This window comes from Pseudomonas sp. GW822-FHT03F08 (assembly GCF_058801265.1).
Genome location: NZ_JBXANC010000013.1, coordinates 117,711 through 140,158 on the forward strand (window position 1 = coordinate 117,711; position 22,448 = coordinate 140,158).

Consider the following 22,448-nt stretch of genomic DNA (forward strand, 5'->3'; position numbering starts at 1 on the left):
GACTGTGAAAACCCGATTAGTGACGGATTATTGGCATGGCGAAGAGCGAAGCAGCAGCAGTAAAAGACCCCGCAACCAAAGGCAAACTCAAGATGATCATTGTGATCGTGCTCGGGTTGCTGCTGGCCATCGGCGCGTCTGTGGGGGCGACGTGGTTCTTCATGCACAGCGCCCAGAGCAAACCTGCGGCTGCCGCGGAAACCGCTCCGGTCGGCAAGCAGCCGGCGATTTTCGAGCCGATGGCGCCGGCCTTCGTGGCCAACTACAACCAGAACGGCCGTCAGCGCTACATGCAGGTGAGCATCACCATGCTGGCGCGCAACCAGGCCGATCTTGAAGCGCTCAAAGTGCACATGCCGGTGATCCGCAACAACCTGGTGATGCTCTTCTCCGGTCAGGACTTCGCCACTTTGGCGACGCCGGTCGGTCAAGAGATGTTGCGTCAGAAGGCCACGGCCAGCGTCCAGGAAGTGGCGCAGAAAGAGCTGGGCAAAGTGGTGATCGAACAGTTGCTTTTCACTAATTTCGTACTGCAGTAGGAACACGACATGGCCGTGCAGGATCTGCTGTCCCAGGATGAAATCGACGCGCTGTTGCATGGCGTCGACGATGGTCTGGTACAGACCGATAACGCTGCCGAACCCGGCAGTGTCAAAAGCTACGACCTGACCAGCCAGGATCGCATCGTCCGCGGACGCATGCCGACTCTTGAGATGATCAACGAGCGTTTTGCCCGTTACACCCGCATCAGCATGTTCAACATGCTGCGCCGCTCGGCGGACGTTGCCGTCGGTGGCGTACAGGTGATGAAGTTCGGCGAATACGTGCACTCGCTGTACGTGCCGACCAGTCTCAACCTGGTCAAGATCAAACCCCTGCGCGGCACCGCGCTGTTCATCCTCGACGCCAAACTGGTGTTCAAGCTGGTGGACAACTTCTTCGGCGGCGACGGCCGTCACGCCAAGATCGAAGGGCGTGAATTCACCCCGACCGAACTGCGCGTGGTGCGCATGGTGCTGGAGCAGGCGTTCGTCGACCTGAAAGAAGCCTGGCAGGCGATCATGGAAGTCAACTTCGAGTACATCAACTCGGAAGTGAACCCGGCCATGGCCAACATCGTCGGCCCGAGCGAAGCGATCGTGGTTTCCACGTTCCACATCGAACTCGACGGCGGTGGCGGCGACCTGCACGTGACCATGCCGTACTCGATGATCGAGCCGGTGCGCGAAATGCTCGACGCCGGTTTCCAGTCGGACCTCGACGACCAGGACGAGCGCTGGGTCAACGCCCTGCGTCAGGACGTCCTCGATGTCGACGTGCCGATCGGTGCCACCGTGGCTCGCCGCCAGTTGAAACTGCGCGACATCCTGCACATGCAGCCGGGTGACGTGATCCCGGTCGAGATGCCGGAAGACATGATCATGCGCGCCAACGGCGTGCCGGCCTTCAAGGTCAAGATGGGCTCGCACAAAGGCAACCTCGCGTTGCAGGTGATCGAGCCGATCGAGCGCCGCTGAAGCGGCGCAACACCCCTTTCGCATTTAACTGAATTGTTGCCCGCCGAGGACAAATGATGAACGACGATATGAACGCCCAGGACGATCAGGCACTGGCCGACGAGTGGGCTGCCGCCCTGGAAGAAACCGGTGAAGCCGGGCAGGCCGACATCGACGCGCTGCTGGCCGCCGACGCTGGTGTTTCGAGCTCCAACCGTCTGCCGATGGAAGAGTTCGGCAGCGTGCCGAAGAACAACGATCCGGTGACCCTCGACGGTCCGAACCTGGACGTGATTCTCGACATTCCGGTGTCGATCTCGATGGAAGTGGGCAGCACCGACATCAACATCCGCAACCTGCTGCAACTCAACCAGGGTTCGGTGATCGAGCTCGATCGTCTGGCCGGCGAGCCGCTGGACGTGCTGGTCAACGGCACCCTCATCGCTCACGGTGAAGTGGTTGTGGTCAACGAAAAGTTCGGCATCCGCCTGACCGACGTGATCAGCCCAAGCGAACGCATCAAGAAGCTGCGCTGAGTGAAAAAGGTTCTGGGTTCTTTGCTGGCCTCGGCGCTGGCGCTGCCATCGATCGTGATGGCCGCCGAGCCGGCGGCTGCCACTGCGGCGGCGGTGACGCCTGCGGTCAACAGCGGTGTCGCCGGGCAATTGACGCAGCTGGTGTTCGGCCTGTTGCTGGTGCTGGGGTTGATCTTCTTCCTCGCCTGGCTATTGCGCCGGGTGCAGCAGGCAGGCCCGGCGGGCAAGGGCCAGGTGATCGAGCTGATCGGTTCCCGGGCGCTCGGTCCGCGTGACCGACTGATGCTGGTGCAGGTCGGCAAGGAGCAGATCCTGCTGGGTCTCAGCCCCGGCACGATCACCGCGCTGCACGTACTCAAGGAACCGGTGGACGTCCCGGCGACCTCCGAAAAAGCGACTCCGGAATTTGCCCAGCATCTGTTGAAGATCCTCGGCAAGGATCAAAAGGATACGAAGTAATGGGTGCGTTGCGCATCGTCTTGACCCTGGCCTTGATGTTGGCCGCGCCACTGGCGTTCGCCGCCGATCCGTTGTCGATCCCGGCGATCACCCTGGGCACCAATGCCAACGGTGCGCAGGAATATTCGGTCAGCCTGCAGATCCTGCTGATCATGACGGCGCTGAGCTTCATTCCGGCCGCCGTCATCCTGATGACCAGCTTCACCCGGATCATCATCGTTTTCTCGATCCTGCGTCAGGCCCTCGGTCTGCAACAGACGCCGTCGAACCAGATCCTCACCGGCATGGCGCTGTTCCTGACCATGTTCATCATGGCCCCGGTGTTTGACCGGGTGAACAACGACGCCCTGCAACCGTATCTGGCGGAGAAACTCACCGCCCAGCAAGCGGTGGAAAAGGCTCAGGTGCCGATCAAGGACTTCATGCTCGCGCAGACGCGTTCCAGCGATCTGGAGCTGTTCATGCGCCTGTCCAAGCGCACCGATATCGCGACGCCTGATCAGGCACCGCTGACCATTCTGGTGCCGGCCTTCGTCACGTCTGAACTGAAAACCGCGTTCCAGATCGGCTTCATGATCTTCATTCCGTTCCTCATCATCGACCTGGTCGTGGCGAGTGTGCTGATGGCGATGGGTATGATGATGCTGTCGCCGCTGATCATTTCCCTGCCGTTCAAGATCATGCTGTTCGTGCTGGTGGATGGGTGGGCGCTGATCATCGGCACCCTGGCCAGCAGTTTCGGAGGTGTATCGCCATGACGCCAGAAGTTGCGGTCGACATTTTTCGCGAAGCCTTGTGGCTGACCACGATGATGGTCGCGATTCTGGTGATCCCGAGTCTGCTGGTGGGCCTGCTGGTGTCGATGTTCCAGGCCGCCACGCAGATCAACGAACAGACCCTGAGCTTTCTGCCGCGTCTGCTGGTGATGCTGGTGACCCTGATTGTCGGCGGTCCGTGGATCATCCAGACCTTCATGGAATACATCATCCAGCTGTACAAAAACATTCCGCTGGTCATCGGCTGAGTCATGCAGTCGCTGCTTCAGTTGACCGACACGCAGATCAGCACCTGGGTGGCGACGTTCATGCTGCCGCTGTTTCGCATCGGCTCGATGCTGATGGTGATGCCGGTGTTCGGCACCACGCTGGTTCCCAAACGCGTCCGTCTCTACCTCGCCCTCGCGATCACCGTGGTGATCGCGCCGAGCCTGCCGCCGATGCCGGCCGTCAGTCCGCTCGATCTCAGTGGCTTGCTGTTGATTGCCGAGCAGATCCTGGTCGGCGCCGTGTTGGGCTTCTCCTTGCAGCTGTTCTTCCAGGCCTTCGTGGTCGCGGGGCAGATCGTTGCGATTCAGATGGGCATGGGCTTCGCCTCGATGATCGACCCCACCAACGGCGTGTCGGTGGCGGTGATCGGGCAGTTCTTCACCATGCTGGTGACGCTGTTGTTCCTCGGCATGAACGGTCACCTTGTAGTCTTTGAGGTGCTGACTGAAAGCTTCACCACGCTGCCGGTCGGCGCGGGTCTGATGACCGCGCATTACTGGGAGCTGGCCGGCAAGCTCGGCTGGGTGCTGGGCGCGGCATTGATGCTGGTGCTGCCGGCTGTCACTGCGCTGTTGGTGGTCAACATTGCATTCGGTGTGATGACCCGGGCGGCGCCGCAACTGAACATCTTCTCGATCGGCTTCCCGCTGACCCTCGTGCTCGGCCTGTTCATTGTCTGGGTCGGGCTGGCGGACATTCTCAATCAGTATCAGCCGCTGGCCGTCGAGGCCTTGCAGTTGCTACGCGAACTGGCACAGGCGCGCTGAGTCATGGCAGAGAGCGAGAGCGGTCAGGATAAAACAGAAGACCCCACGGAGAAGCGCAAGAAGGACTCCCGGGAAAAAGGCGAGATTGCGCGCTCCAAGGAACTCAACACCTTGGCGATCATGCTCGCCGGCTCCGGTGCGCTGCTGGTGTTCGGCGGCATGTTGGCGCAGGACTTGATGGAGCTGATGCGCCTGAATTTCACGCTGTCGCGCGAAGTCATCATGGATCAGAGCTCCATGGGCAAGTTCCTGATGAATTCCGGGGTGATCGCACTGGTGGCGATCCAACCGATCATGATCACCTTGCTGCTGGCGGCGTTTCTGGGGCCGATCGCGCTCGGCGGCTGGCTGTTTGCTGCGGGTTCCCTGGCACCCAAGTTCAGTCGGATGAACCCTGGCGCGGGTCTCAAGCGCATGTTCTCCATGAAGTCGGTGATCGAACTGCTCAAGGCGCTGGCCAAGTTTCTGATCATTCTGGCGGTGGCGCTGGTGGTGTTGTCCGGGGATGTCGACGACTTGTTGCGCATTGCCCACGAACCGCTGGACCGGGCGATCATTCACAGTCTGCAACTGGTGGGCTGGAGCACTTTGTGGATGGCGTGCGGTTTGATCATCATCGCGGCCGTCGACGTCCCGGTGCAGCTCTGGGAGAGCATTAAAAAGCTCAAGATGACCAAGCAGGAAGTGCGCGACGAGCACAAGGACCAGGAAGGTCGGCCGGAGGTCAAACAGCGGATTCGTCAGGTCCAGCGCGAGATGTCGCAGCGGCGGATGATGGCGGCGATCCCGGATGCCGACGTGGTCATCACCAACCCGACGCACTACGCCGTGGCGCTCAAATACGACTCGGAGAAGGGCGGGGCGCCGATGCTGCTGGCCAAGGGCAGCGACTTCCTGGCGCTGAAAATCCGCGAAATCGCCGTGGCCAACAACGTCATGCTGCTCGAATCGCCGGCCCTGGCGCGTTCGATCTACTACTCCACCGAGCTGGAAGAAGAAATTCCCGGCGGTCTGTACCTGGCGGTCGCACAGGTACTGGCCTACGTCTACCAGATCCGCCAGCACCGCGCAGGCAAGGGCAAGTTCCCGGAACCGCTCAAGGACGATCTGCCGATCCCGCCGGATCTGCGGCGCGATTCCTGATGGTGATGAAGCAAAAAAACCGCCTCCGGTTGAGCCCGGTGGCGGTTTTTTTATGCCCGATGACCTGTGTTGCTTGTGAGGTCGCTTACGCGATCAGCAGCCGCGACACATCACTCAAGTCTTTACATGGGGATCTGCGACGGCGGTAGTTCCAGATTATTCAGCACCCGATTCGCTGCCAGTTCCCCGAGCATGATCAATTGCCCGATGCCCATCAGCGTCCTGCGCTGCGAGGCGGGCATGAGATGGGCGAAGTCATTGGCGATGGTTCTGGCAGAAGCGAGGGTTTCGCAGAGCTCGACCAGCAGCTCTTCGTTTTTGAAGTCTGCGGTGACGGCATACATTCTGCGGGTTTTGCGCGGTGGTGGCGTGGAGCCGGGCGGGCAGAGATAGTGATCGAGGGCGCGGTCGGCGGCTTCGTGAAGCTTTCTGGAATCGAGGGATTCGTAGGGCGAGGCGGGGTCGGTTTCGGGGGGATTGGGTGTTGGTTTGATCATGGTGAAGCTCCTATAAAGTGGAGCCGCCCTGAACTGTCGCTAAACAGGAAGGTGGCGGCTGTACGCGGGTTAGCGAACCGGTTATAGGCACCCGGCAGACCCGAGGGTCTCCCGCATACAGCCACCATAGCGGAGTTGCAGACATTGAGTCTGCGACAAGGCATGGAGCGCTGGTGCACCTATTTATGATTCGAGTCGCTAAACCCGATCGCTGATTCGTCAGCGACCGACCCACAATAGAACCCGACCCCAAGGCGCACAAGCCGGCGGATTCTGGCGTAGCTGTAGGCAACGGCGCAAGGATTCGTAGCCTGTAAGGCGTGTCTGAAGGTGTCTTTTAAACACCCGAGTTTAAAAGGTACTTTTTGCTGACTTCTTGCGAAGGCAACATCCCGCCCAGCAGAAAAACCGCGCTCAAACCCCTCTGTTTCAATCATCGGCAAAAGTTGGAAGGCTTCTTGCAGTAGCCGCCGTGCGCCTGCTTCGGGCGTCAAAAGTTTGCTTTAAAGGAACGGGGAAAACCGGTGGATCGCTCTCAGTTAATCAACAGTGCTCGCTCGAACATTGCCGATCTCAGTCGGGGCAATCTGGGTGTGCCGCTGTTGCTGCTGGTCATGCTGGCGATGATGATGTTGCCGGTGCCGCCGTTCCTGCTCGACGTCTTCTTCACCTTCAACATTGCCCTGTCGATCGTCGTGCTGCTGGTCTGCGTGTACGCGTTGCGGCCGCTGGATTTCGCGGTGTTCCCGACGATCCTGCTGGTGGCGACGCTGTTGCGACTGGCGCTGAACGTGGCGTCGACGCGGGTGGTGATGCTCCACGGTCAGGATGGCCACGCCGCTGCCGGTAAGGTGATCCAGGCCTTCGGTGAGGTGGTGATCGGCGGTAACTACGTGGTCGGTATCGTGGTCTTCGCGATTTTGATGATCATCAACTTCGTCGTGGTCACCAAGGGTGCCGGGCGGATTTCCGAGGTGAGCGCGCGTTTCACCCTCGACGCGATGCCCGGCAAACAAATGGCAATCGACGCCGACCTCAACGCCGGTCTGATCGACCAGAACCAGGCCAAGGCCCGCCGTTCTGAAGTTGCCCAAGAGGCAGAGTTCTACGGTTCGATGGACGGTGCCAGCAAGTTCGTTCGCGGTGACGCCATCGCCGGCCTGCTGATTCTGTTCATCAACCTCATCGGCGGCATGGCCGTCGGTATCTTCCAGCACAACATGACCTTCGCTGACGCGGGCAAGGTTTACGCCTTGCTGACCATCGGTGACGGTTTAGTGGCGCAATTGCCATCACTGTTGTTATCTACAGCGGCAGCGATCATGGTGACCCGTGCTTCCGGTTCGGAAGACATGGGCAAGCAGATCAATCGCCAGATGTTCGCCTCGCCGAAAGCGCTGGCGGTGGCGGCCGGTCTGATGGCGGTCATGGGCCTGGTGCCGGGCATGCCGCACTTCTCCTTCCTGAGCATGGCGGCCCTGGCGGCTGGTGGCGCGTACCTGTTCTGGAAAAAGCAGAACGTCGCCAAGGTGCAGGCGCTGCAAGAGGTTCAGCGTCAGCAGGAGCTGCTGCCTTCGCCGGCCCGCGCCATGGAAACCAAGGAGCTGGGCTGGGACGACGTGACGCCAATCGACATGATCGGCCTGGAAGTCGGTTATCGCCTGATTCCGCTGGTGGACCGCAACCAGGGCGGGCAATTGCTGGCGCGGATCAAGGGCGTGCGCAAGAAACTCTCGCAGGATCTGGGCTTCCTGATGCCGACCGTGCACATCCGCGACAACCTCGACCTGGCGCCGAGTGCCTATCGCCTGACCCTGATGGGCGTGATCCTGGCCGAAGCCGAGATCTACCCGGATCGCGAACTGGCGATCAACCCGGGGCAGGTCTACGGCACGCTCAACGGCATTACCGCCAAAGATCCGGCTTTCGGCCTGGAGGCGGTGTGGATCGAAGTCAGCCAGCGCGCCCAGGCACAATCGCTCGGTTACACCGTGGTGGACGCCAGCACCGTGGTCGCCACGCACTTGAACCAGATTCTGTACAAGCACTCCAGTGAGCTGATCGGCCACGAAGAAGTGCAGCAACTCATGCAATTGCTGGCCAAGAGCTCGCCAAAACTGGCGGAAGAGCTGGTGCCGGGTGTGGTGTCGCTGTCGCAACTGCTCAAGGTGCTGCAAGCACTGCTGGCCGAACACGTGCCGGTGCGCGACATCCGCAGCATTGCCGAAGCCATCGCCAACAATGCCGCCAAGAGTCAAGATACCGCCGCTTTGGTGGCCGCTGTGCGGGTCGGCGTTTCTCGCGCCATCGTCCAAAGCATTGTAGGGACTGAGTCGGAGCTGCCAGTTATCACGCTGGAGCCAAGGTTGGAACAAATATTGCTCAATAGTCTGCAGAAGGCAGGACAAGGCTCGGAAGAGGGCGTTCTGCTGGAGCCAAGCATGGCCGAGAAGCTGCAGCGTTCGCTCATCGAAGCGGCGCAGCGTCAGGAAATGCAAGGTCAGCCGGTGATCCTGTTGGTAGCAGGCCCGGTTCGCGCGATGCTCTCGCGCTTTGGCCGCCTGGCAGTCCCTGGACTGCATGTGCTGGCCTACCAGGAAATTCCGGACAACAAGCAAGTGACCATCGTTGCGACAGTAGGGCCCAACGGCTGAGGTAGTGGTTTATGCAAGTTAAGCGTTTTTTCGCCGCCGATATGCGTCAGGCCATGAAGCTGGTTCGTGATGAGCTGGGCGCTGATGCCGCCATCATTGGCAACCGCCGCATTGCCGGCGGCGTCGAGCTGACGGCGGCGCTGGATTACAAACTGTCGGCGCTGGCGCCACGGGTTCCGAACATGGAACTCGAAGACGAGCTGCGCAAGACCCAGTCGCGCATCGTCACCGCCCAGGCCGAACTGAGCATGCGTGGTGAAGCCGACGGCAACACCAATCGCCAGTTGTTCTCCGGTCTGCCATTGACCGCCGGCCTGCCGCTGACGGCTGCCGAGCCTCTGACAGAACCGACTTACGCTGCTCCGGCGCGTCCAGCTCCGGCACCTGCGCCGGCTGCCGCTGGCGTTGATCCGCGTGCGCTGGATTCGATGCGTTTCGAACTCAACAGCCTGCGCGAGCTGATGGAAGTGCAGCTCGGCACTCTGGCCTGGAATCAGCTGCAAGGCAGCCGTCCGGCTCAGGCGAACCTTTATCGTCGTCTGCAACGCATCGGCTTGTCCGGCCCGTTGTCCCGCGACCTGCTGGCGCTGACCAGCGATATCGAAGAACCTCGTCAGGCCTGGCGCATGTTGCTGGCGCACCTGGCGCGGATGATCGCCACGCCGGAAGTCGAGCCGCTGGAAGAGGGCGGGATCATTGCCATGGTCGGTCCGGCCGGCATGGGCAAGACCACCACCCTGGCCAAACTGGCCGCCCGTTACGTGCTCAAGTACGGCGCGCAGAACATTGCGCTGGTGAGCATGGACAGCTTCCGCATCGGTGCTCAGGAACAGTTGAAAACCCTGGGCCGGATCCTCAATGTGTCGGTGACCCACGTCGACCCGGGCCAGTCCCTGGTGCAGGCGCTGGATCCACTGCTGCGCAAACGCGTTGTGCTGATCGATACCGCCGGCCTGCAGGCCAGCGATCCGGCACTGCGCATGCAGCTGGAAAGCCTGGCCGGTCGTGGCATTCGGTCGAAAAATTATCTGGTACTGGCAACCACCAGCCAGAAACAGGTTCTAACCGCCGCTTATCACAGTTACAAGCGTTGCGGGCTCGCCGGGTGCATCCTGACTAAACTGGATGAGACGGCCAGCCTTGGCGAAGTGCTGAGCCTGGCGATCAGTCATGAACTGCCGGTCGCCTACCTGACCGACGGCCCACGGATTCCGGATGATCTGCATCTGCCGCGCCGTCATCAATTGGTCAGCCGCGCCGTCAGCGTGCAAATGCAGGAAGAACCCAGCGAAGAAGCCATGGCTGACATGTTCGCTGATATCTACCACAGTCCCACCAAGCAGGTTGGCTGAGGTAATGAACAGTTTTTGTACCTACATCGATGGTCTGCCATGCATTGTTCCGGTTGTGAACGCGCAGCCAGTAATGTGGCCTCCGTCTATGCAAGACAAGGTAAAGAAATAACATGGGCAGCATGCATCCCGTACAGGTGATCGCGGTGACCGGCGGCAAAGGTGGCGTCGGCAAGACTAACGTGTCAGTGAACTTGTCCCTGGCGCTGGCAGAGCTTGGCCGTCGGGTCATGCTGCTGGACGCCGACCTGGGTCTGGCGAACGTCGACGTTCTGCTGGGCCTCACGCCCAAACGTACCCTGGCCGATGTGATCGAGGGCCGCTGCGAGCTGCGCGACGTGCTGTTGCAAGGCCCCGGCGGGATCCGCATCGTGCCGGCCGCTTCCGGCACGCAGAGCATGGTTCACCTGAGCCCGGCCCAGCATGCCGGTCTGATTCAGGCGTTCAGCGACATCGGCGACAATCTCGACGTACTGGTGATCGACACCGCTGCGGGTATTGGTGACTCGGTAGTCAGTTTCGTTCGCGCAGCCCAGGAAGTGTTGCTGGTGGTCTGCGACGAGCCGACCTCGATCACCGACGCCTACGCCCTGATCAAACTGCTGAACCGCGATTACGGCATGAACCGCTTCCGCGTCCTGGCCAACATGGCCCAGAGCCCGCAGGAAGGTCGCAATCTGTTCGCCAAGTTGACCAAGGTCACGGATCGCTTCCTCGACGTCGCCCTACAATACGTCGGTGCGGTGCCTTACGACGAAAGCGTGCGCAAGGCGGTGCAGAAGCAGCGTGCGGTCTATGAAGCCTTCCCGCGTTCCAAGTGCGCACTGGCGTTCAAGGCGATCGCGCAAAAGGTCGACACCTGGCCGCTGCCCGCCAATCCGCGCGGCCACCTCGAATTTTTCGTCGAGCGCCTCGTGCAGCAAACGGCAGGACCTGTGCTATGACCGCCAGCGGTATGAATTTCTACAAGAAGTCGGCACGTGACGCGCAGTACGAGCTGATCGAGCGTTACGCGCCACTGGTCAAACGCATTGCTTACCACTTGCTGGCGCGATTGCCGGCCAGTGTGCAGGTCGAAGACCTGATCCAGGCCGGGATGATCGGCCTGCTCGAAGTCTCGACCAAATACGACGCCAGCAAAGGCGCCAGTTTCGAAACGTACGCGGGCATCCGGATCCGCGGCGCCATGCTCGATGAAGTACGCAAGGGGGACTGGGCACCGCGCTCGGTTCACCGCAACACCCGTATGGTCAGCGACGCGATTCGCTCGATTGAAGCTAAAACCGGCCGTGACGCTAAAGATCACGAGGTTGCGGCCGAACTCCAATTGAGTCTCGACGATTACTACGGGATTTTGAACGACACCCTGGGCAGCCGACTGTTCAGTTTCGACGACCTGTTGCAGGACGGCGAACACGAAGGGCTGCACGAGGATGGCGCAAGTGCTCATCTTGAGCCGTCGCGCGATCTGGAAGATGAGCGCTTCCAGGCTGCGTTGGCGGACGCGATTGCCAATTTGCCGGAGCGTGAGCGACTGGTGTTGGCGCTGTACTACGACGAAGAGCTGAACCTCAAGGAAATCGGTGAAGTCCTTGGCGTCAGTGAATCGCGGGTCAGCCAGTTACACAGCCAGTGCGCGGCCCGCTTGCGGGGGCGTTTGGGGGAGTGGCGAGCGCGCTGAAGGCAGTGTGGGGACGCTGCGAACGAGGCTGGTGCGGTGGTGAACGGCACCGGTCTTGCTCTGTTGTGCTCCAGACAGTCATCGAGTGCTTTGCCGGATTGATTGAAATGGCGCGTCCAGGTGCTGGGCGCGTTTAAGACTGCTTGGAGGTCGAATTGAACAAAGACATGAAAATCCTCATCGTTGATGACTTCTCAACGATGCGGCGGATCATCAAGAACCTGTTGCGTGACCTTGGGTTCACCAACACCGTTGAAGCCGACGATGGCACCACTGCCATTCCGGTGCTCAACAGCGGCAGCATCGACTTTCTGGTGACCGACTGGAACATGCCTGGCATGACCGGTATCGACCTGCTGCGTCACGTGCGCGCCGATGAAAAACTCAAGCACCTGCCAGTGCTGATGGTGACTGCTGAAGCCAAGCGCGAGCAGATCATCGAAGCGGCCCAGGCCGGCGTTAACGGCTACGTGGTCAAACCTTTCACGGCTCAGGCGCTGAAAGAAAAAATCGAGAAGATTTTCGAACGCATCGGCTGATGACGCGCGGGGGAGCTATGGAGCATAACGAATCTTCACAGGGCGACTTCGAGTCGACTCTGAAAAAACACGCGGTCGAACTGGTCGAAAGCCTTGAAAAAGGCAGGTTCGGCGACGCTGTGCAACTGATCCATGAGCTCAATCAGACCCGTGACCGTGGCCTGTACCAGGAAGTGGGCAAGCTCACGCGCGAACTGCACAGTGCAATCGTCAACTTCCAGATCGACCCGCATATGCCGCAGGCCGAGGAAGTGTCGCAGATCACTGATGCGACCGAGCGTCTGGGCTATGTGGTCAAGCTGACTGAAGCTGCGGCCAACCGCACCATGGACCTGGTGGAAAGCGCCACGCCGGTGGTCAATGGCCTGGCTGACGAAGCCCAGGCATTGAGTGCCGACTGGGGACGTTTCATGCGCCGTGAAGTCGGGGCTGAAGAGTTCCGCGAGCTGGCGCGTCGGGTCGACGGTTTTCTGGCACGCAGCAGCGCGGACAACCGCGCGGTGTCGAGCAACCTCAACGACATTCTGCTGGCCCAGGATTACCAGGACCTCACAGGTCAGGTGATCAAGCGCGTGACCCAATTGGTCACCGAAGTCGAAAGCAATCTGCTCAAACTCGTGCTCATGGCCAGTCAGGTGGACCGCTTTGCGGGCATCGAACATGACCGTGCGGCAATGCTCGCTGAAAAAGATCCACAAAAACATCTCTCGCAGGGTGAAGGTCCGCAGATTCATGCCGATAAACGAGAAGACGTTGTGTCCGGTCAGGACGATGTGGACGATTTGCTATCCAGCCTTGGATTTTGAGTTTTTTTGGGTTTTTAGACCTGTAGGAGCACCCCATTAATGAGCTTCGGCGCCGATGAAGAGATCCTTCAGGATTTCCTGGTTGAGGCCGGCGAGATTCTTGAGCAACTGTCCGAACAACTGGTCGAGCTGGAAAGCCGTCCGGATGACGCAGATCTGCTCAACGCAATTTTTCGCGGTTTCCACACTGTAAAAGGGGGCGCCGGCTTCCTTCAGCTCAATGAGCTGGTGGAGTGCTGTCACATCGCCGAAAACGTGTTCGACATCCTGCGCAAGGGTGAACGTCGCGTAGATGCAGAACTGATGGACGTGGTGCTCGAAGCGCTGGACGCGGTGAACAGCATGTTCAGCGAAGTCCGCGATCGCAGCCCGATTACTGCCGCAACCCCGGAATTGCTGGCCGCCCTGGCGCGTCTGGCTGAACCGCAATCGGCGGATGAAGCCCCGGCTTCGCCTGTTGCCGAGATGATCGAAGAACTGGTCGTCGAAGGCGATTCGGGCGATATCACCGATAACGAATTTGAACAGTTGCTGGACTCGCTGAACGCCGTCAAGGCCGAAGCCGAAGCCCCGGCGGCTGCCGCTGCGCCTGCTTCCGATGAAGCAGCCAGTGATGAAATCACCGACGCCGAATTCGAGTCGCTGCTCGACCAGTTGCACGGCAAGGGCCAGTTCGCGGCCGACGCCGTGGCACCGACAGCCGCTGCACCTTCTGCTCCGGTGGCGGGCGACAGCTCCGACATCACCGACGACGAATTCGAAGCCTTGCTCGATCAGCTGCACGGCAAGGGCAACTTTGCCGTCGATGCGCTGGAATCGGCGATTGCGTCGGTGCCTGCATCTGCTGCTCCGGCAGCGGCTGCGGCCGGTAGCGATCTGATCAGCGACCATGAGTTCGAATCGCTGCTCGACGATCTGCATGGCAAAGGCAAGTTCACTGACGTCGCCACCGGTGCCGTCGTGACGGCCGGCAATGCTTCTGCTGTTGCAGCGCCTGCCGCCAAGGCCCCGGCCGCTGCGGCAAAACCTGCTGCAAAAGCGCCTGAGCCTAAAGCCGAACCGGCCAAGCCAGCCGCCGCTGCTGCACCGGCTCCAGCCCGTGCACCGGCGACTCCGCCACCGGAAAAACCGGCGAGCGAAGCCGAAACCACCGTTCGTGTGGACACCGCACGTCTCGACGAAATCATGAACATGGTCGGCGAGCTGGTACTGGTGCGTAACCGTCTGGTGCGCCTGGGCCTGAACAGCGGCGACGAGTCGATGCAGAAGGCCGTGTCGAACCTCGACGTGGTTACCGCCGACTTGCAGACCGCGGTAATGAAGACCCGGATGCAGCCGATCAAGAAAGTCTTCGGCCGCTTCCCGCGTCTGGTTCGCGATCTGGCGCGTCAGCTCAAGAAAGAGATCAACCTGGAACTGGTGGGCGAAGAGACCGACCTCGACAAGAACCTCGTCGAGGCACTGGCCGACCCGCTGGTCCACTTGGTGCGCAACGCGGTCGACCACGGTATCGAGTCGCCGGAAGAGCGCGAAGCCTCGGGCAAGGCCCGTGGCGGCAAGGTGATCCTGGCCGCCGAGCAGGAAGGCGACCATATCCTGCTGTCGATTTCCGACGACGGCAAAGGCATGGACCCGAACGTCCTGCGTGCCATCGCCGTGAAACGCGGTGTGATGGACAAGGATGCCGCCGATCGCCTTAGCGACACCGAGTGCTACAACCTGATTTTCGCCCCGGGTTTCTCGACCAAGACCGAGATCTCCGACGTGTCCGGCCGCGGTGTGGGCATGGACGTGGTGAAGACCAAGATTTCCCAGCTCAACGGTTCGATCAACATCTACTCGACCAAGGGCGCCGGCTCGAAAATCGTCATCAAGGTGCCGCTGACGCTCGCGATCATGCCGACCCTGATGGTGATGCTCGGCAACCAGGCGTTCGCGTTCCCGCTGGTGAACGTCAACGAAATCTTCCACCTCGACCTGTCGACCACCAACGTGGTGGACGGCCAGGAAGTGGTGATCGTGCGGGACAAGGCGCTGCCATTGTTCTACCTCAAGCGCTGGCTGGTCAGCTCCGCGGCTCACGAAGAGCAGCGTGAAGGCCATGTGGTGATCCTTTCGGTGGGCACTCAGCGGATCGGCTTCGTCGTCGATCAACTGGTCGGCCAGGAAGAAGTGGTCATCAAGCCATTGGGCAAAATGCTGCAGGGAACCCCGGGCATGTCCGGCGCCACCATTACCGGTGACGGCCGCATTGCGCTGATTCTCGATGTTCCAAGCATGCTCAAGCGTTACGCCGCACGGCGTATTTGAATCCGGGGCGGCGGGGCGACAACGTCCCGCTGCACCTAATGGAGTGTTTATGGCAGTCAAAGTCCTGGTGGTGGACGATTCGGGTTTTTTCCGCCGCCGCGTCTCGGAAATTCTTTCAGCGGATCCGAGCATCCAGGTTGTCGGTACGGCAACCAACGGTAAAGAGGCGATCGATCAGGCCCTGGCCCTCAAGCCGGACGTGATCACCATGGACTACGAGATGCCGATGATGGACGGCATCACGGCAGTGCGGCACATCATGCAGCGCTGCCCGACCCCGGTGTTGATGTTCTCCTCGCTGACCCATGAAGGCGCCCGGGTAACCCTGGATGCGCTGGATGCCGGCGCGGTGGATTTCCTGCCGAAGAATTTTGAAGACATCTCCCGCAATCCGGAGAAGGTCAAGCAACTGCTGTGCGAGAAGGTTCACAGCATCTCGCGCAGTAACCGTCGTTTCAGTGCCTACAGTGCGCCGGCGCCTGCCGCTGCACCTGCGCCTGCGCCGACTCCGGCAGCGGCGCCGTCGAGCTTTGGTAGCCACAGTGCTCCGGCTCGTCCGGCACCCGCGCCTGCACCGGCTCGCGCTCCGGCGGCCAGTACTTCGTCGGCAGCGCCGAAACGCAAAGCCTACAAACTGGTGGCTATCGGCACGTCGACTGGCGGACCGGTTGCCCTGCAACGGGTTCTGACCCAGTTGCCGGCCAACTTCCCGGCGCCGATCGTGCTGATCCAGCACATGCCGGCAGCCTTCACCAAGGCGTTCGCCGAGCGTCTGGACAAGCTCTGCCGCATCAGCGTCAAGGAAGCCGAGGATGGCGACATCCTGCGTCCGGGCCTGGCGCTGCTGGCACCCGGTGGCAAGCAGATGATGATCGACGGCCGTGGCGCGGTGAAAATCCTGCCGGGCGACGAGCGTCTGAACTACAAGCCTTGCGTGGACATCACTTTCGGTTCCGCGGCGAAGTCCTACAACGACAAAGTTCTGGCGGTCGTGTTGACCGGCATGGGCGCCGACGGCCGCGAAGGCGCACGTCTGCTCAAACAGGGTGGCAGCACGGTCTGGGCCCAGGATGAAGCCAGCTGCGTGATCTACGGCATGCCGATGGCCATCGTCAAAGCGGATCTCGCGGATGCGGTTTACGGTCTGGACGATATCGGCAAGCACATCGTCGAGGCGTGTATCTGATGGATGTTCTAAGCCTTATCGGGATCATCATGGCGTTTGTCGCCATCATCGGCGGCAACTACCTTGAAGGCGGCCACCTCGGCGCGCTGGCCAACGGTCCGGCGGCGCTGATCGTGCTGGGCGGCACCATCGGTGCCGCGCTGCTGCAATCTCCGATGAGCGCGTTCAAGCGCGCCATGCAGATCCTCGCCTGGATTTTCTTTCCGCCGCGTGTGGATCTGGCCGGCGGCATCGACCGCGTGGTCAACTGGAGCCTCACCGCCCGCAAGGAAGGCCTGCTGGGTCTGGAAGGCGTGGCGGATGCCGAGCCTGATGCCTACTCGCGCAAAGGCCTGCAACTGCTGGTCGACGGCGCCGAGCCGGAAGCGATCCGCAGCATCCTCGAAGTGGATTTCTACACTCAGGAAGCCCGCGACATCGAGGCCGCCAAGGTCTTTGAAAGCATGGGCGGCTACGCGCCGACCATCGGTATCATCGGTGCGGTGATGGGCCTGATCCACGTGATGGGCAACCTGGCCGATCCGACGCAACTGGGCAGCGGCATCGCCGTGGCGTTCGTCGCCACCATCTACGGTGTGGCCAGTGCCAACCTGATCCTGCTGCCGGTGGCAGCCAAATTGAAGTCAATCGCGTTGCGGCAGTCGCGTTATCGCGAAATGTTGTTGGAAGGCATTTTGTCGATCGCCGAAGGTGAAAACCCACGCTCCATCGAGTTGAAGCTTCAGGGCTTCATGGATTAAGGGACTAACCTCATGGCACGTCGTCGCCAACATGAAGAGCATGTAAACCATGAACGCTGGCTGGTTTCCTATGCCGACTTCATCACCTTGCTGTTCGCTTTTTTCGTGGTGATGTACTCCATCTCGTCGATCAACGAAGGCAAGTACAAGGTCATCTCCGAAGCGCTGATCGGGGTCTTCACCGACTCCGACCGCTCGCTCAAGCCGATCCCGATCGGCGACGAGCGACCGAAGACCGTGACCCCGGCCAAGCCGCTGGTCAAGGACGCCGAACAGGTCGACGCCGGCATTGCCGGGGCCAGCGATCCGCTGAAAAGCATCGCCGATGACATCAGCGCCGCGTTCGGCGATCTGATTTCCTCGAACCAGATGACCGTGCGCGGCAACGAGCTGTGGGTCGAGATCGAACTCAACTCCAGCCTGTTGTTCGGCAGCGGTGATGCGATGCCGAGCGACATCGCGTTCAACATCATCGACAAGGTTGCAGCGATCCTCAAACCGTTCGACAACCCGATCCACGTTGAAGGCTTCACCGACGATCAACCGATCCGCACCGCGCAGTACCCGACCAACTGGGAACTGTCCTCGGCGCGTTCGGCGAGCATCGTGCGGATGCTGGCGATGCAGGGCGTCAACCCTGGCCGTCTGGCCTCGGTGGGCTATGGCGAATTCCAGCCGGTGGCCAACAACGCCACGGCCGAAGGTCGGGCGAAGAACCGTCGCGTGGTGCTGGTGGTGTCGCGCAATCTCGATGTTCGTCGCAGCCTCACAGGCACCGGAACCGCCAATGCGCAACCGGATGCCGCGTTGAAGCGTGCTGGCACACAAACTGCACCGACCCCGGTCAAGACGCCGGGACGCGAGAGTGCCGTCAATTCTCCGTCGCCCGCATTAATACGCTGAGCCATGTCTCGGCCGAGCATCTCGGCCGGGAGGAACAATCCGAATGAGAGTCTGGGCAGTCGCCAATCAAAAGGGTGGTGTTGGTAAAACCACTTCTTCCATCGCTTTAGCCGGTTTGCTGGCAGAGGCGGGCAAACGCGTGGTCGTGGTCGATCTCGACCCGCACGGCTCGATGACCAGCTATTTCGGTTACGACCCCGACAGCCTGGAACACAGCAACTACGACCTGTTCCTGCACAAGGGCAGTGTGCCGCAAGGTCTGCCGGGCCAGTTGCTGCTGTCGACCAGTGATGAACGCATTTCCCTGCTGCCGTCCAGCACCGCGCTGGCCACCCTCGAGCGCCAGTCGCCGGGGCAGAGTGGCCTGGGCCTGGTGATCGCCAAGAGTCTGGCGCAGCTGTGGCAGGACTTCGATTACGCGATCATCGACAGCCCGCCGTTGCTCGGCGTGTTGATGGTCAACGCCTTGGCCGCGAGCCAGCAACTGGTGATCCCGGTGCAGACCGAACACCTGGCCGTCAAAGGCCTGGAGCGCATGGTCAACACCCTGGCGATGATCAACCGCTCGCGCAAACAGGCGCTGCCGTTCAGCATCGTGCCGACCTTGTTCGACCGCCGCACCCAGGCGTCGATGGGCACCTTGCGCGTGCTGCGCGACAAATTCCCGGAAGAGATCTGGCAGGGTTACATCCCGGTCGATACGCGTCTGCGCGACGCCAGCCGTGCCGGTGTCACGCCTTCGCAATTCGACGGCAAGAGCCGTGGCGTGCTGGCCTACCGCGCGCTGCTCAAGCATCTGCTGGCGCAACAACTCGTTCCGCAGGTGGCCTGAGCATGAATCGGCCGATCAAACTGACTTCGCGTCCGCAACTGGCTTTGCAGTCCTATCTGGACAGCTTGCTGGAGGATGTGACGGAAGAGATCCCGCAGGAAATCGAAGCGCCTGTCGAGGTGGTTGAAAGCACCGCCGAGCTCGATGAGTTCCAGGCCGCGGTGCTTGAAGAACAGGCCCGCGATGCGCAGAAAGCCGCCAGGCCTGCTGCCCCGGTTGCAGCGCCTGCCGCTGTAGTGGCCAAGGCTCCCGCACCGCTGATCAAGGAACCCGAGCCGGTGCGTGTGGTGTCGACCCTCGCGCCGCTGCTGCAAACCCAGCTTCTGCAAGCGCAACCCGAGCCGGCCCCGGTGGAGCCGCCCGCGCCGTTGCCAGTCGTTGCGCCGGTCGAGCAGGTCGTCGAGCAGGCATTGGTTGCGCCGCTGGTGGAAGTGCATCTGCCACCAAGCAATACACCGCCACCGGTAGAGACTGATGGTCGCCCGGCCTGGGCGTCGGAAGCGTTCGAATGCCTGTTGTTCGATGTCGCCGGGCTGACCCTGGCGGTGCCGCTGGTGTGCCTCGGCTCGATCTATTCGCTGGCCGGCCATGAGCTGACGCCGCTGTTCGGTCAGCCGGAATGGTTCCTCGGCATCCTGCCAAGCCAGGCGGGGAACCTGAAGGTGCTGGACACCGCACGCTGGGTCATGCCGGATCGCTATCGCGATGATTTCCGTCAGGGCCTGCAGTACGTGATTTCGGTACAAGGTTACGAGTGGGGGCTGGCGGTGCATCAGGTCAGCCGCTCGTTGCGTCTGGATCCGAACGAAATCAAATGGAGGACTCACCGAGGTCAGCGGCCATGGCTCGCGGGCACGGTGATTGAACACATGTGCGCCTTGCTCGATGTCTCCGCTCTGGCCGAGTTGATCGCCAGCGGTGGGGCAAAGCACATGTCCGGCAGTAAGCCGAACCACAAACCGACATAACGCTTACATAACAGACAGACGCCGGCATGCATTGCCGGCACACGAGACACACACCGCCATTGCGGTATTTCGAGGGGCTAGGGTATGAACGACAAGGCGACGGCGGCAAAGGGTTCCGAAGATCCGATCCTGCAATGGGTAACCTTCAAGCTGGACAATGAAACCTACGGCATCAACGTGATGCGCGTTCAGGAAGTCCTGCGCTACACCGAAATCGCTCCGGTTCCGGGTGCACCCAGCTACGTGCTGGGCATCATCAACCTGCGCGGCAACGTGGTGACCGTGATCGACACCCGTCAGCGCTTCGGCCTGATGAGCGGCGAGATCAGCGACAACACCCGTATCGTCATCATCGAAGCCGACAAGCAGGTTGTGGGCATCATGGTCGACAGCGTCGCTGAAGTGGTTTACCTGCGTCAGTCGGAAATCGAAACCGCACCGAACGTCGGTAACGAAGAGTCGGCCAAGTTCATCCAGGGCGTGTGCAACAAGAACAACGAGTTGCTGATCCTGGTCGAGCTGGACAAGATGATGAGCGAAGAAGAATGGTCGGAACTGGAGAATATCTGATTGATTCTCGAGGTAGCGGTCATTGTCCTGTTCCTGTTCTGGGCAGGCACGCTGGCGATGTTTCTGGCGTACATCAAGGCGCAGCGCGTGATCGCTGCGCAACAGGCCCAGGGCGATGCGCTGCGTGATCAGCGCATCAAGGACCTGGCCAAGCGTGTCGACGATTACCAGAACGGCAACGTGCGCATGGGCGAAGCCCTGCACGAACTGCGCGCGGTCGTCGGCCCGATTCCGGACAAGCTCGCCCAGCTCGAACAGCGCGATCCTTCCAGCCTGTCATTCGCTCAAGCGGCGAAACTGGTCGGGATGGGCGCGAGTGTCGATGAGCTGACGCAGTCCTGCGGGTTGACCCAGGCTGAGGCGGAGTTGATGCGCAAGTTGCACAAGAACTGAAGTATCAAAAAGATCGTAGTCTGCGGCAGCTTCCACAGGTGCGCTTGATGCCACTGTTGATGCTTCGCACACTGCGATCTTTTTTGTCTCGCTCCATCATCAGGAACCGAGCCCTGCAATCACCTTTTTCAAGTGACTGCTTTCTTTGCGTAAGAAATCATTTGATAAAGTGCTTTTTGTTCTCCTGTGCCTCCGTATCCCTCATCTCCCCACGCTATGACCCGGTTGTCTTGACGTAATGCGGCAAAGGTATTGCCTCCCGCATATACAGCTCGAATATTGTTGAGCAAAGCGGTGTATTGCGTAGTTTCTCCACCGCCTTCAGGGTCTCCCCAGGCAACGGCAATACCATTACTGCGCAATGCGACGACAGCATTCTGGTTTGCGTTGATTGCGACAATATCTCTGAGTTCTCGGATGGCGGGAGGGATGTCACTGATAAAGAAAGCCGGATCAGCCCAGGCGTTTACTGATCCGTCGGCACACAGCACGACAAATCCTTTTGATGTGCCCATGATGTGCACGATGTCCGTTCGCGCCGCGATGTCCTTCGGTACGGGGGGTAGATGTCCCCATGCAGCGATTTTTCCGTTAGCCCTGAGAACCGCAAATCCTGTACTACAGCTCGCGATATCCACGATATCCCTGAGCGGTTCAATCTCTGGTGACAGCTCACCACCCCAGACTCTTGGCCCCCATGCCAGCACCTGCCCGTTATTACGAAGGACTGCGTATGCGTAAGTTGTGCAGGCGAGCTGTTGGACATCCCTTAACAACGAAATGTTTTCCGGCATTGGGTAAGGTCCACCCCAACTGACGACTGCGCCATTGCGGCGTAGTGCGAGGAACCCGTTTTGCCCACCGCGGGCCTTAACGACATCGGTTAATTCTGCAATAGGTGCGGGTATCGACCCTCCATTTTCAGGTCGTCCCCAAGCAACAATCCTGTCATTGGATTGATGCGCCACGAATACATAGCTGCTACCTGATAAAGCGTCGATGTTATTCAGTTTTGAAATGTCGCCAGGGACTACCCCTGCACTTGTCGCCAGACCCCAGGCATGGACATTTCCGCTTTCTTGTAAAACCGCGAATGCCCCCATACCCGCACTTAGTTCGGTTATGTTGCGAAGGTCTTTTATGGGTTTCGGTAATGAACCTCCTCCCTCCGGATGTCCCCAGGCATGCACGCTACCGTTGTTCAGTCTGGCACATAGCGCGAAGGAGGTTCCTGTGATGTTGGAGGGCTGGAGGAGGATGCTCTGTTTGTCTGAAATCACTTTCAGCGCTGCATAGGGGCGAACATCAAAAAAGTGATCTCCGGAGACAGACCTGGTTTCATCCTCGTATTGCCAGTTGGCGACACGTGGAGTCAGTGATGATGCGTCGAGTGCTACGAGTCGCCAATTGCGCGTATAAAAATTTCCAAGGCCGCCATGATTGCCGCGTGCGCCCATGACAAGCAATTCACCTGACGTTTTCTTCGATGACGACTTTTCGGTTTTTTTGCTTCTCATGACGTCATGTCCCCTCAAATTCGGGCGTTAAGTGGGAGCCGATAGAGTGGCTG

General features: G+C 60.3%; 24 protein-coding genes. 22 read left to right on the top strand and 2 right to left on the bottom strand.

The annotated features are described in order from the left end of the window. The first annotated feature begins 35 nt into the window (after window positions 1-35). Genes fliL through flhB form a run of 8 tightly spaced genes read left to right on the top strand, consistent with a single transcriptional unit; the run spans window position 36 to window position 5,447 of the window. Window positions 36-539 (top strand): flagellar basal body-associated protein FliL, encoded by a 504-nt coding sequence (gene fliL / locus AC1RME_RS27100; protein ID WP_096822174.1) that lies wholly within the window; start codon window positions 36-38, stop codon window positions 537-539. Window positions 540-548: 9 nt separating this feature from the next. Then, window positions 549-1,517: a flagellar motor switch protein FliM gene (fliM, locus tag AC1RME_RS27105; protein WP_003222890.1), complete on the top strand. Its 969-nt coding sequence runs from the start codon at window positions 549-551 to the stop codon at window positions 1,515-1,517. Between the two features lie 56 nt (window positions 1,518-1,573). Further along, window positions 1,574-2,032, top strand: coding sequence for a flagellar motor switch protein FliN (gene fliN, locus AC1RME_RS27110; RefSeq protein ID WP_096822173.1), 459 nt, complete (start codon window positions 1,574-1,576; stop codon window positions 2,030-2,032). After that, window positions 2,033-2,491, top strand: a complete 459-nt coding sequence (gene fliO, locus AC1RME_RS27115; protein ID WP_173861342.1) for a flagellar biosynthetic protein FliO — start codon at window positions 2,033-2,035, stop codon at window positions 2,489-2,491. After that, window positions 2,491-3,249: a flagellar type III secretion system pore protein FliP gene (gene fliP, locus AC1RME_RS27120; RefSeq protein ID WP_096822171.1), complete on the top strand. Its 759-nt coding sequence runs from the start codon at window positions 2,491-2,493 to the stop codon at window positions 3,247-3,249. Before fliO ends, fliP begins: the two co-directional genes overlap by 1 nt. After that, window positions 3,246-3,515, top strand: coding sequence for a flagellar biosynthesis protein FliQ (gene fliQ / locus AC1RME_RS27125; protein WP_096822170.1), 270 nt, complete (start codon window positions 3,246-3,248; stop codon window positions 3,513-3,515). The genes fliP and fliQ overlap by 4 nt, the downstream gene beginning before the upstream one ends. A 3-nt stretch (window positions 3,516-3,518) precedes the next feature. Next, window positions 3,519-4,304 carry a flagellar biosynthetic protein FliR gene (fliR, locus tag AC1RME_RS27130; RefSeq protein ID WP_096822169.1) on the top strand — a complete coding sequence of 262 codons (786 nt, stop codon included), beginning with the start codon at window positions 3,519-3,521 and terminating at the stop codon, window positions 4,302-4,304. A 3-nt stretch (window positions 4,305-4,307) separates the two neighbouring features. Further along, a complete protein-coding gene (flhB, locus tag AC1RME_RS27135) occupies window positions 4,308-5,447 on the top strand; it encodes a flagellar biosynthesis protein FlhB (RefSeq protein ID WP_096822168.1) in 1,140 nt (379 codons plus the stop codon). A 122-nt stretch (window positions 5,448-5,569) separates the two neighbouring features. Here the strand turns inward: flhB and AC1RME_RS27140 are convergent, their stop codons facing one another. Beyond that, complete coding sequence (locus AC1RME_RS27140) at window positions 5,570-5,944, bottom strand: DUF6124 family protein (protein WP_096822167.1); 375 nt, start codon at window positions 5,942-5,944, stop codon at window positions 5,570-5,572. Between the two features lie 524 nt (window positions 5,945-6,468). Here AC1RME_RS27140 and flhA point away from each other — a divergent pair. From flhA to AC1RME_RS27210, 14 genes are all read left to right on the top strand, one after another. Then, a complete protein-coding gene (flhA, locus tag AC1RME_RS27145) occupies window positions 6,469-8,598 on the top strand; it encodes a flagellar biosynthesis protein FlhA (RefSeq protein ID WP_096822166.1) in 2,130 nt (709 codons plus the stop codon). Window positions 8,599-8,609: 11 nt separating this feature from the next. Further along, window positions 8,610-9,950: a flagellar biosynthesis GTPase FlhF gene (gene flhF, locus AC1RME_RS27150; RefSeq protein WP_096822165.1), complete on the top strand. Its 1,341-nt coding sequence runs from the start codon at window positions 8,610-8,612 to the stop codon at window positions 9,948-9,950. Between the two features lie 113 nt (window positions 9,951-10,063). Then, on the top strand, window positions 10,064-10,894 hold the full coding sequence (fleN, locus tag AC1RME_RS27155; protein WP_003222917.1) for a flagellar synthesis regulator FleN: 831 nt from the start codon (window positions 10,064-10,066) through the stop codon (window positions 10,892-10,894). Beyond that, the gene (fliA, locus tag AC1RME_RS27160) at window positions 10,891-11,631 is read left to right on the top strand and encodes an RNA polymerase sigma factor FliA (protein ID WP_011333070.1); all 741 of its coding nucleotides are present in this window, start codon (window positions 10,891-10,893) and stop codon (window positions 11,629-11,631) included. Before fleN ends, fliA begins: the two co-directional genes overlap by 4 nt. 167 nt (window positions 11,632-11,798) lie before the next feature. Continuing rightward, a complete protein-coding gene (locus AC1RME_RS27165) occupies window positions 11,799-12,170 on the top strand; it encodes a chemotaxis response regulator CheY (protein WP_003183998.1) in 372 nt (123 codons plus the stop codon). A gap of 17 nt (window positions 12,171-12,187) precedes the next feature. Next, window positions 12,188-12,976, top strand: coding sequence for a protein phosphatase CheZ (locus tag AC1RME_RS27170; protein WP_096822164.1), 789 nt, complete (start codon window positions 12,188-12,190; stop codon window positions 12,974-12,976). A 39-nt stretch (window positions 12,977-13,015) separates the two neighbouring features. After that, window positions 13,016-15,286, top strand: coding sequence for a chemotaxis protein CheA (locus AC1RME_RS27175; protein WP_493091993.1), 2,271 nt, complete (start codon window positions 13,016-13,018; stop codon window positions 15,284-15,286). A 49-nt stretch (window positions 15,287-15,335) separates the two neighbouring features. Further along, window positions 15,336-16,472, top strand: a complete 1,137-nt coding sequence (locus AC1RME_RS27180) for a protein-glutamate methylesterase/protein-glutamine glutaminase (RefSeq protein ID WP_102620345.1) — start codon at window positions 15,336-15,338, stop codon at window positions 16,470-16,472. Continuing rightward, a complete protein-coding gene (locus tag AC1RME_RS27185; RefSeq protein ID WP_096822161.1) occupies window positions 16,472-17,212 on the top strand; it encodes a flagellar motor protein in 741 nt (246 codons plus the stop codon). The genes AC1RME_RS27180 and AC1RME_RS27185 overlap by 1 nt, the downstream gene beginning before the upstream one ends. A 12-nt stretch (window positions 17,213-17,224) precedes the next feature. Then, window positions 17,225-18,115: a flagellar motor protein MotD gene (gene motD, locus AC1RME_RS27190; protein WP_096822160.1), complete on the top strand. Its 891-nt coding sequence runs from the start codon at window positions 17,225-17,227 to the stop codon at window positions 18,113-18,115. Between the two features lie 43 nt (window positions 18,116-18,158). Further along, window positions 18,159-18,947, top strand: coding sequence for a ParA family protein (locus tag AC1RME_RS27195; protein ID WP_085710493.1), 789 nt, complete (start codon window positions 18,159-18,161; stop codon window positions 18,945-18,947). Window positions 18,948-18,949: 2 nt separating this feature from the next. Beyond that, window positions 18,950-19,915 carry a CheW domain-containing protein gene (locus AC1RME_RS27200; RefSeq protein ID WP_493091994.1) on the top strand — a complete coding sequence of 322 codons (966 nt, stop codon included), beginning with the start codon at window positions 18,950-18,952 and terminating at the stop codon, window positions 19,913-19,915. Window positions 19,916-19,999: 84 nt separating this feature from the next. Further along, window positions 20,000-20,485 (top strand): chemotaxis protein CheW, encoded by a 486-nt coding sequence (locus AC1RME_RS27205; protein WP_007959223.1) that lies wholly within the window; start codon window positions 20,000-20,002, stop codon window positions 20,483-20,485. Continuing rightward, window positions 20,486-20,878 (top strand): DUF2802 domain-containing protein, encoded by a 393-nt coding sequence (locus AC1RME_RS27210; protein WP_096822158.1) that lies wholly within the window; start codon window positions 20,486-20,488, stop codon window positions 20,876-20,878. A 128-nt stretch (window positions 20,879-21,006) separates the two neighbouring features. On the opposite strand, the gene AC1RME_RS27215 is transcribed toward AC1RME_RS27210, so the two are convergent. After that, window positions 21,007-22,395, bottom strand: a complete 1,389-nt coding sequence (locus AC1RME_RS27215) for an RCC1 domain-containing protein (protein WP_493091996.1) — start codon at window positions 22,393-22,395, stop codon at window positions 21,007-21,009. Between the last annotated feature and the right edge of the window lie 53 nt (window positions 22,396-22,448).

Coding starts and splice junctions, on each gene's coding strand:
- fliL (WP_096822174.1), top strand. CDS start 36: ATGGCGAAGAGCGAAGCAGCAGCAGTAAAAGACCCCGCAACCAAAGGC.
- fliM (WP_003222890.1), top strand. CDS start 549: ATGGCCGTGCAGGATCTGCTGTCCCAGGATGAAATCGACGCGCTGTTG.
- fliN (WP_096822173.1), top strand. CDS start 1,574: ATGAACGACGATATGAACGCCCAGGACGATCAGGCACTGGCCGACGAG.
- fliP (WP_096822171.1), top strand. CDS start 2,491: ATGGGTGCGTTGCGCATCGTCTTGACCCTGGCCTTGATGTTGGCCGCG.
- fliQ (WP_096822170.1), top strand. CDS start 3,246: ATGACGCCAGAAGTTGCGGTCGACATTTTTCGCGAAGCCTTGTGGCTG.
- fliR (WP_096822169.1), top strand. CDS start 3,519: ATGCAGTCGCTGCTTCAGTTGACCGACACGCAGATCAGCACCTGGGTG.
- flhB (WP_096822168.1), top strand. CDS start 4,308: ATGGCAGAGAGCGAGAGCGGTCAGGATAAAACAGAAGACCCCACGGAG.
- AC1RME_RS27140 (WP_096822167.1), bottom strand. CDS start 5,944: ATGATCAAACCAACACCCAATCCCCCCGAAACCGACCCCGCCTCGCCC.
- flhF (WP_096822165.1), top strand. CDS start 8,610: ATGCAAGTTAAGCGTTTTTTCGCCGCCGATATGCGTCAGGCCATGAAG.
- fleN (WP_003222917.1), top strand. CDS start 10,064: ATGGGCAGCATGCATCCCGTACAGGTGATCGCGGTGACCGGCGGCAAA.
- fliA (WP_011333070.1), top strand. CDS start 10,891: ATGACCGCCAGCGGTATGAATTTCTACAAGAAGTCGGCACGTGACGCG.
- AC1RME_RS27165 (WP_003183998.1), top strand. CDS start 11,799: ATGAAAATCCTCATCGTTGATGACTTCTCAACGATGCGGCGGATCATC.
- AC1RME_RS27170 (WP_096822164.1), top strand. CDS start 12,188: ATGGAGCATAACGAATCTTCACAGGGCGACTTCGAGTCGACTCTGAAA.
- AC1RME_RS27175 (WP_493091993.1), top strand. CDS start 13,016: ATGAGCTTCGGCGCCGATGAAGAGATCCTTCAGGATTTCCTGGTTGAG.
- AC1RME_RS27180 (WP_102620345.1), top strand. CDS start 15,336: ATGGCAGTCAAAGTCCTGGTGGTGGACGATTCGGGTTTTTTCCGCCGC.
- AC1RME_RS27185 (WP_096822161.1), top strand. CDS start 16,472: ATGGATGTTCTAAGCCTTATCGGGATCATCATGGCGTTTGTCGCCATC.
- motD (WP_096822160.1), top strand. CDS start 17,225: ATGGCACGTCGTCGCCAACATGAAGAGCATGTAAACCATGAACGCTGG.
- AC1RME_RS27195 (WP_085710493.1), top strand. CDS start 18,159: ATGAGAGTCTGGGCAGTCGCCAATCAAAAGGGTGGTGTTGGTAAAACC.
- AC1RME_RS27200 (WP_493091994.1), top strand. CDS start 18,950: ATGAATCGGCCGATCAAACTGACTTCGCGTCCGCAACTGGCTTTGCAG.
- AC1RME_RS27205 (WP_007959223.1), top strand. CDS start 20,000: ATGAACGACAAGGCGACGGCGGCAAAGGGTTCCGAAGATCCGATCCTG.
- AC1RME_RS27215 (WP_493091996.1), bottom strand. CDS start 22,395: ATGAGAAGCAAAAAAACCGAAAAGTCGTCATCGAAGAAAACGTCAGGT.